This window comes from Candidatus Omnitrophota bacterium (assembly GCA_028715965.1).
Classification (GTDB): domain Bacteria; phylum Omnitrophota; class Gorgyraeia; order Tantalellales; family Tantalellaceae; genus JAQUQS01.
On record JAQUQS010000019.1, the window covers coordinates 23,296 to 31,227 of the forward strand.

General features: G+C 51.4%; 11 protein-coding genes. All 11 read left to right on the top strand.

Going from position 1 to position 7,932, the window contains the following annotated elements; all coding sequences use genetic code 11:
* Nucleotides 1-11: 11 nt before the first annotated feature.
* The gene (locus tag PHH49_07255; protein ID MDD5488731.1) at nt 12-1,772 is read left to right on the top strand and encodes a hypothetical protein; all 1,761 of its coding nucleotides are present in this window, start codon (nt 12-14) and stop codon (nt 1,770-1,772) included.
* Complete coding sequence (locus PHH49_07260) at nt 1,765-2,178, top strand: hypothetical protein (GenBank protein MDD5488732.1); 414 nt, start codon at nt 1,765-1,767, stop codon at nt 2,176-2,178. The genes PHH49_07255 and PHH49_07260 overlap by 8 nt, the downstream gene beginning before the upstream one ends.
* Nucleotides 2,179-2,251: 73 nt before the next feature.
* A complete protein-coding gene (locus PHH49_07265) occupies nt 2,252-2,770 on the top strand; it encodes a hypothetical protein (GenBank protein MDD5488733.1) in 519 nt (172 codons plus the stop codon).
* The gene (locus PHH49_07270) at nt 2,767-4,095 is read left to right on the top strand and encodes an MATE family efflux transporter (GenBank protein MDD5488734.1); all 1,329 of its coding nucleotides are present in this window, start codon (nt 2,767-2,769) and stop codon (nt 4,093-4,095) included. The genes PHH49_07265 and PHH49_07270 overlap by 4 nt, the downstream gene beginning before the upstream one ends.
* A 19-nt stretch (nt 4,096-4,114) precedes the next feature.
* Nucleotides 4,115-5,188 (top strand): pyruvate kinase, encoded by a 1,074-nt coding sequence (pyk, locus tag PHH49_07275; protein ID MDD5488735.1) that lies wholly within the window; start codon nt 4,115-4,117, stop codon nt 5,186-5,188.
* Nucleotides 5,185-5,316 (top strand): hypothetical protein, encoded by a 132-nt coding sequence (locus PHH49_07280; protein MDD5488736.1) that lies wholly within the window; start codon nt 5,185-5,187, stop codon nt 5,314-5,316. Before pyk ends, PHH49_07280 begins: the two co-directional genes overlap by 4 nt.
* Complete coding sequence (locus PHH49_07285) at nt 5,313-5,492, top strand: ferritin family protein (protein MDD5488737.1); 180 nt, start codon at nt 5,313-5,315, stop codon at nt 5,490-5,492. Before PHH49_07280 ends, PHH49_07285 begins: the two co-directional genes overlap by 4 nt.
* 49 nt (nt 5,493-5,541) lie before the next feature.
* Nucleotides 5,542-6,204 carry a hypothetical protein gene (locus tag PHH49_07290; protein MDD5488738.1) on the top strand — a complete coding sequence of 221 codons (663 nt, stop codon included), beginning with the start codon at nt 5,542-5,544 and terminating at the stop codon, nt 6,202-6,204.
* 25 nt (nt 6,205-6,229) lie between these two features.
* Nucleotides 6,230-6,952 (top strand): Bax inhibitor-1/YccA family protein, encoded by a 723-nt coding sequence (locus PHH49_07295; GenBank protein MDD5488739.1) that lies wholly within the window; start codon nt 6,230-6,232, stop codon nt 6,950-6,952.
* Nucleotides 6,953-7,065: 113 nt separating this feature from the next.
* Nucleotides 7,066-7,302: a hypothetical protein gene (locus PHH49_07300; protein MDD5488740.1), complete on the top strand. Its 237-nt coding sequence runs from the start codon at nt 7,066-7,068 to the stop codon at nt 7,300-7,302.
* A gap of 8 nt (nt 7,303-7,310) precedes the next feature.
* Nucleotides 7,311-7,932 (top strand): DNA alkylation repair protein (locus PHH49_07305; GenBank protein ID MDD5488741.1); only part of this gene is annotated, 622 nt, incomplete at its 3' end.

Sequence of the window (7,932 nt, forward strand, 5' to 3'; positions counted from 1 at the left end):
AGCGCGAACCCGTGAACTCATTGATAAGATCAATAGCAGTGGTATTGTCTTTCGTGTTCTGCGGCATGTGTGCCGCGGAACAGGGAGAGCAGGAAAGGACCTTCGCGGTCGCCGTTACGGCAACGCCTGTATTCAATTCACCGGATATCGCCGGGATCTTCAACCGGGACAATCCTGGCGGACCGCGTGCCGACGACGCTGGGCTGGTAAGGGAGCTTGAGTTCGTCGCGCTGCCGGGCAGTGTGTTCCTTGTGGAAGAGGGGCAGGGAGAAGGCAACATAGTGAAAGTAAGGACACAAGAGTACCCGTCTAACGGGAAAGAACTTTTTGTGGATAAAAGGTTCATTCGGGTAGAAGCGGGAGAACCGGAGGAAAGAGAGAAAAAACTGCCGCGAAGACAAGAGATACAAGAACATCTCAAGGCTTTGGAGGGAACGAGGTATGTTTGGGGCGGGAATGTGTCGAAGGGCGTGCCGAAAATGAAGGACTTATATGAACCGCCGGCGGGGCTGGAAGAAAAAGAGGCGGATGAATGGGAACTTCGGGGAGTGGACTGTTCCGGGCTTTTATATGAGGCAACAGCCGGGAGCACTCCGAGGAATACCGAAGACCTGGTGTCTTTCGGTGTGCCTGTAGCCGTAAAAGGTCTGGAGAGCGAAGAAATAAAAGAAAAGCTAAAGCCGCTTGATCTCATAGTGTGGAAAGGACATGTTATCGTGGTCCTGGAGAATGGGACCGTGATAGAAAGCAGGCTGGATAACGACAAGGACATGTCCGGAGCCCAGGACGGGGTTGTTATCCGGGGCCTTGAAGAAAGATTGCGGGAGATAATGACGGAACGACAACCGGCTGATGGGTACACGACCGAAGATGGAGAGAAGGTATTCGTTGTAAGAAGATGGTATGACACGCTGGCACGGGAACTTATAGCGGGAAGAAAGAAAAAAGCCCGTGAAAAACTGGAAAAAATAACAGCAGACCTGCGCGGAGCTACAAGTACTGAGGAAAAGGCCCGGCTTATGGTCGAAAAGGCTAAACAGCTTATACATATATCCGGGAGAAAAGCGATGGTCCCGGCGACGGAGGGAACCATTAATGCCATAAGCCTCGCTCCATACGAGGACGACTATAAGCGGTATCTTTTTCTTTTGTACGAGTATTTCTGGAAGAACGAGACCGGGACAGAACGAGCTGGCCTGAAAGAACGAGTAAAGAGCATAGTTAAGGCATATAACGGCAACAAGAACTTTGAACTTCTTATGGGGCCGCAGGAGGTAAAAGCGTTCCTTGGGAGGATGAACGAAAGCGGGATATCCCTCTCTGGAGGGAAAAAGGACAAGATCAGCGCGTATTCCACCGAATACGGCTGGTTCGAGATCGAGGACGTGTACGCGTACTATGAGATGTACGAAGTCGACATTGATAACGACGGGGAAAAGGAAAAAGTACTTATCGCGGACGCGGATACCGAAGATACGCTGAAGATCGCCGGGGTATATGGAGAAAAAGACGGGAAAGTCCTCGAAAAATGGAATAAGAAAGAAAAAAATAAAATGGAGGAGCTACTGACAACAAGCGCGGGGAAAGTATACAATAAAAAGAACGTCCCACCGCTGTCAGTAGAAGATATCGAGATATGTACCGATAACGGGAAAACATTTTTCAGTATCGTGGCGGCACCTTTTTGGGAAGACAGGCAGGAGTTAGGGGACGGTAAGGTCGCGATGGATATCTTATGGGAGAACGGGTCCTTGAGGAGAAAAGATGAATAAGATAATGATCACCATGGCGATAGCCCTGCTATGCTATGCCGGTGAATGCGCGGCGCAACAGGCAGAAGAGAAAGACCCGACAGGGCTGGCGATACAGATAGAGGATATCCCCGGGGCGAAGATACCTTCGCCGGAAGAAGCCGTATCCGCCGACAACGGATATGAACTGGAAGACCCGTACCAGCAGGTGGAGTTGAAGCTCCACGACATAGACTTACTTGTCGTAGGCGCTCCCGGATCGGGAGAAAAGAGCGTGAAAGATAAGGTAAGCCTGGGCGATCCGTACAAGGGGATCGCATACGAGAGCGAAGAAGAGGCCGAGAAAGACAGGGAGAACCGGGGGATGGGGGTGCCTTACAAAATACAGACCGCGGTGCAGGGAGAAGCCGAAAAAAAGGGATATTAAGCCGGGACAAGAACGGAAAAGAAAAAAGAACAACTGAGCAGATAAGGATCTCATTCTCGAAAAGGGGGAGAGCATGGCTTACGGCAAGAACATACTGGTATGGTTGGTCGGAGGGGCGCTCCTGTTCGTCGCGGTGTTTTATTTCGCGGATAGCGGGAACAGGAAACTCGAGGAACAACTTCTGGCCCCGGGACCACGGGGTAGCGCCGCACCAGAGACAAAGGGTGAGCCGATCAAGCGCGTCAGCAGGGCGGAGGCCCTTGAAAAGGCGGATGCGGCGGTCCGGCAGATAATAGAACAGATATTGATGGCCGAACCCGATAAATTCGAAGATGCCGGAATAAAGATAAAGGGCGGATCGGACCAGTATGTCGATATAATCACCCAGATCAACGGGTCCGGAATGACCAGATGGGAGCTCATGAGGATATTTGGGTCGCAAAAGGTCAGACCGGTGATATTCATACTTAACAATTTCGATAAATGGAAGGAGCTGCCCAGGCACAAGGAAGAGGACAAAGGGGAGATGTCTTTCGTGGAGGAGAAAGAGCCGCTCCAGGTAACGGGGGAGATCACGGAGGGACCACGGTGAAAGCCGTTCTTACCGAGGGACCTGTCGGGAAAACGCTGATCAAGCTCACTATCCCCATGATGGTAGGGCTTGTGGGGATGATAATCTTCAACCTGGTGGACGTGTTCTTTATCGGGCGGTACGGGACAATGGAACTGGCGGCGCTAAGTTTTACTTTCCCGGTAGTCATCCTGATCACAAGCCTTGCTTTAGGCGTAGGAGTAGGGGTAGCGGCAGCGGTCTCCCGGGCCGTTGGAGAAAAGGACAAAGACCACCTCAGGAGGCTTACAACGGACAGCCTGATATTGTCGATAGTTATAGGCGCGGTGTTCGTGGTAATAGGGATAACGACCATAAGGCCGGTATTCAGCGCGCTGGGGGCCAGCGAAGAGGTCCTGAGGCTGATAAGAAGTTACATGATCATCTGGTACCCGGGCATGTTCTTCATAGTCATCCCCATGGTCGGCAATAACGCTATCCGGGCTTTAGGCGACACCGTGACCCCGAGCGTTATAATGATGATCGCGGTCCTGCTGAACATCGTGCTGGATCCCTTGATGATATTCGGGATAAAACCCTTTCCGCGCATGGGCCTTGCGGGAGCCGCTCTCGCGACGCTTATAGCCAGAGCAGCAACGCTGTTTTTCTCGTTATGGGTCCTGGTTGTCAGGGAAAAGCTCATCACATTGAAAAGAACGTCCTGGGCGGAGATCTTAAGGTCGTGGGAAGAGGTGTTGTTCATAGGCCTGCCCACCGCCGCGACAAGAGCTATCATCCCCGTTGCCACAGCGGTCATTACCCGGATGCTGGCTACGTATGGCCCGGAAGCCGTGGCCGCGTTCGGAGTAGCCGCCAAGATAGAATTTTTCGCCATGGTATTCGTTTTTGCCCTGGCTTCCGTGGTGGGCCCTTTTATCGGGCAGAATCTTGGCGCGAACAAGCCGGAGCGGGTCAGGAAGTGCGTGAAATACAGCGAGGATACCTCTCTTATCTGGGGTATCGGCGTTTTCATCCTGCTGGCCTTGTTCTCAAGGCCGTTAGGAGGACTGTTCAGCAATAACAGCGAGGTTATCCGGAGGACAACCCAGTATTTGAGGATAGTCCCGGTGGGATACGCGATGTATGGTATAATGACCGTCAGCGTGGCAACACTTAATGTCATAAAGAAACCATATCATTCCTCGATGATAATGATCATACAGATGTTCGTGTTATATGTCCCCCTGGCCATGATATGTGAGAAGTTCTTCGGGGTGATCGGCATCTTTATGGCGCTCAGCATAGCATATATAATAGGGGGAACAATAGGGCACAGGGTGCTCAGGCGGGAAATGAGCCTCATATAGGATAGAAAGGACATACGACATGGAAGGGATAAGACCGGGACTAAGGGCCAAAGCAAAGATAGTCGCTACTATGGGGCCGTCATGTGATCGTGGGCAAGTGTTAAAAAAGATGGTGGAAGCCGGGCTGGATGTGGTAAGGCTCAACTTTTCCCATGGGAAAGAAGAAGAGCATCTTGGAAGGATCAACAGGGTCCGGGAACTGAACCGTAAATACCGCCGTTGCGTAAAGATACTTCAGGACCTTGAGGGTTTCCGGATAAGGGTGGGAAGATTCGACGGCTCCCCGGAAAAGATTTTGAAGAAAAGGGCTACCGTCTGGCTGACAAAAGGCAGCGATGGCGGGGACGACACGGTCATCCCTTTCGACTATCGGGGGGACCTGTCGGTCATAAGACCGGGGAAACACATTTTTATTGATGACGGGAATATAATACTTGAGGCAAAAAGTGTGCTTAAGGGCAGGCTGCGGGCTGAAGTGCTGGAAGGAGGCGTGCTGAAGGAAAGAAAGGGTATAAATATGCCCGACGTCAAGATACCCTTTTCCAGCATAACGGAAAAAGACATGAATGATCTACGATTCGGTCTCAAGGCCGGGGTGGACATGGTCGCGCAATCTTTTGTGCGAACGCCCGGGGATGTTATCGCGATAAAGGACATAGTGGGGACCAGAGGGAACTGCAAGGTCATAGCTAAAATAGAGAACAGAGAAGCGATAAAGAACATCGACCGTATCATAGAAGTAGCGGATGGAATAATGATCGCCCGGGGGGACATGGGCGTAGCCGTGCCGATGTACGAGATCCCGGTCATACAGAAGACCATAATCAAAAAATGCAACCACAGGAAAAAGTTCGTTATTACGGCCACACAAATGCTGGAGCATATGACGGAGCACTCCAGACCTACCAGGGCGGAAACGACGGATGTGGCCAACGCCATAATCGACGGGACGGATTACGTGATGTTATCCGGGGAAACGGCCGTAGGGAAGTTCCCGGTTGAAACAGTAAAAATGATGGATATGATAATCAAATATACCGAAGAGTATCTGAAAAGGACACGCCGGGCCGGGGGACAGGGGAGGGGAAAATGACCTGTAGGGTATGCGCGGTGGCGATCGCACTTGGCGTGATCGGGCTTTTGTGGGTACTTGTAACGGTGCTGGCCGGGAAGCTGGGGGAGAAGGACCGCGGGATAAATAAGGAGGAAGAAGGAACATGACACCGGTAGAAGCCTTGAAAATAGCGCTTGCGAAAGAAGACGCGTCCGTAAGGTTGTATAAAAAACTGGCCGAGGAACACCCGGCGATAAGGGACCTTTTGACCGAACTTCTTATTGAAGAGGAAAAACACAGGAAAATGATAGAAAAAAAACTAGTACAGCTGACCACGGGGTAAAGAACGACACCCTTTTATCGACTGTCTGTAACAACCAGAGAGGAAAGATATGTCCAGGGAAGAACACAAGACCAAGGCAATAGAGCGCATAGAAAGGCAAATGGAAGATATAGACGAAGGGTCAATACGGTATAAGGTGCTGGACTGCGCGCGCAGGTTCAAGAGCTCATGGATGGAGCTGGGTCAGACCCTGTTCTCGGTGTGGAAAGATAAGCTGTACAAGGAATGGGGATATTCCGAGTTCGACACATATGTTCTAAAGGAAATAGGGATAAGGGGGCAGACCGCGGGGAAATTGATCAGGTCCTATTCTTTCCTGGAAAGGGAGGAGCCCGCGTACCTTGTGCACAGGAAAGAGGACGGCGCCGACACGGCAAAGATGCCTACTTATGAAGCGGTAGATGTGCTGAGAAGGGCCAAGCTTAACAAGAACATAGATGTGGAGGACTACCGGAAAATAAGGGAGAACGTTCTTGAGAACGGCAAAGAGGCGGCCGACGTAAGGAAAGAACTGTCGGTCATCATAAGAAAGAACGAAGAGCTTGAGCCGGAGGAGGCGAGAAAGAAAAAGAGGGAGATCATAGTCAAAAGATTCGTTAACACGCTAAAATCCGTAAGAAAAGAGATCCGTATGTACAAGATGCTCCCGGATGATATCCTCAGGGAAGCGGAAAAGCTCATAGAAAAGATCGAAAGCACCATCGACCGATAGAACACAAAATAAGAGGGAGGTATATATGTACAGAACGGGAAACCCGGCTTTGAATGATAACGTATTCAAGAACACGATACCCGCGTCCGCGGGAAGTATGACGATACAGGGCACGGTGAACAAATCGTTCATACTTTTCATGATAACACTTATAGGCGCGGCATGGATATGGGGGAAACCCGCGCAATATATGGGTTTCGCTGTTCCCGCCGCGATCATCGGCTTTATAATAGCGCTTATCACGATCTTCAAGAAAGAATGGGCTCCGGTGACCGCGCCTCTATACGCGGCCGCGGAAGGGGTGTTCCTGGGCGGGATATCCTCGATCTTCGAGGCCGCGTATCCCGGGATAGTGATCCAGGCGGTAGCGCTTACGTTCGGGACTTTTTTCTGTCTCCTGGCGGCCTACAGGTCCGGACTGATAAAACCTACGGAGAACTTCAAACTGGGTATTGTCGCGGCGACCGGCGGGATAGCCGTGGTGTATCTCATATCATGGGTGATGGGTTTTTTCGGGCACGGGTTCACGATGATCTATTCATCCGGTCCGGCCGGGATCATCTTCAGCCTGGTGGTCGTGGTAGTGGCGGCGTTGAACCTGGTGCTGGATTTTGATTTTATAGAAAAAGGAGCGGACGCCGGCGTGCCAATATACATGGAGTGGTACGCCGCGTTCGGTCTTATGGTCACGCTTATCTGGTTATATCTTGAAATGCTGAGGCTTATCGGGAAGGTGAGGAGCCGTTAAACGCGCCCGGCTCCGGAGGGAAAGTTTAATTTTCTTGACTTTTCGCGCAAAAATATTAACCTTTAGAGGAAGTTCTGGTTTAAAGGGCACAAGACAAAGAGGGAGGAACAAAAATGCCTTATGAAAGCAATCTAGATGAAACCCTATTCGCGAAGACATGGGAGTCCGAGGGGAACAGGCTCACGGTGAGCGTGAGGTGTTATAATAAAGGCCCGAAGAAACTACAGATAAGCAGGGAAAGCGCCGGAGCAAGCGGGGACATGAAATTCGCGAAACTCGGCAGGCTTACCAAAGAAGAAGCCGAAGCCATCCTGCCGCTTATGCAGGAAGCTCTTTCGAAAATGGACTAAGAGCAGGCGTGTATGTTGTGTATAGCGCCGACATGATGCGGGAAGAACTGCGGAAAAAGGCCAGCAGAAAGAAAGCGGAAGTACTGCGGAGGTTCTTTAAGACCGGGCCGGGGGAATATGGGGAGGGAGATGTATTCCTGGGAGTGACCGTGCCCGAGATAAGGAAGATCGCTAAAAAGGGGGAAAAGACCCCGCTTCCCGAGATCGAGAGGCTTCTCAGGTCCCCCATACATGAAGAAAGGTTCCTGGCTCTTGTTATAATGGTGGAACGGTATAAAAGGACCGGGCCGGGGGAGAGAGACATACTATATAGGCTGTATCTAAAGAACACGGCGTATATAAACAACTGGGACCTGGTGGACGTGTCCGCGGGGCGGATCGTGGGGGAACACCTGGTCCGCCGGGCCAAGCGGGCCTTACGTGGGCTGGCAAGGTCATGCGATATGTGGGAAAGACGCATCGCGGTAATAGCCACGTCCAGATTCATAGGGGCGGGCAAGCTGGATGAAGCCCTGGACGGTATTGATATGGTGATCGAGGGCGAAGAGGACCTTCTGCACAAAGCATGCGGTTGGAGGCTGCGGGAGATCTGGAAAAAAGACAGTGGAAAAGCCGAAGAGTACATAGCGA

What these genes read in the sequence shown, in the direction of transcription:
- PHH49_07260 (MDD5488732.1), top strand. Translation starts at nt 1,765, where the DNA reads ATGAATAAGATAATGATCACCATGGCGATAGCCCTGCTATGCTATGCC.
- PHH49_07265 (MDD5488733.1), top strand. Translation starts at nt 2,252, where the DNA reads ATGGCTTACGGCAAGAACATACTGGTATGGTTGGTCGGAGGGGCGCTC.
- pyk (MDD5488735.1), top strand. Translation starts at nt 4,115, where the DNA reads ATGGAAGGGATAAGACCGGGACTAAGGGCCAAAGCAAAGATAGTCGCT.
- PHH49_07280 (MDD5488736.1), top strand. Translation starts at nt 5,185, where the DNA reads ATGACCTGTAGGGTATGCGCGGTGGCGATCGCACTTGGCGTGATCGGG.
- PHH49_07285 (MDD5488737.1), top strand. Translation starts at nt 5,313, where the DNA reads ATGACACCGGTAGAAGCCTTGAAAATAGCGCTTGCGAAAGAAGACGCG.
- PHH49_07290 (MDD5488738.1), top strand. Translation starts at nt 5,542, where the DNA reads ATGTCCAGGGAAGAACACAAGACCAAGGCAATAGAGCGCATAGAAAGG.
- PHH49_07295 (MDD5488739.1), top strand. Translation starts at nt 6,230, where the DNA reads ATGTACAGAACGGGAAACCCGGCTTTGAATGATAACGTATTCAAGAAC.
- PHH49_07300 (MDD5488740.1), top strand. Translation starts at nt 7,066, where the DNA reads ATGCCTTATGAAAGCAATCTAGATGAAACCCTATTCGCGAAGACATGG.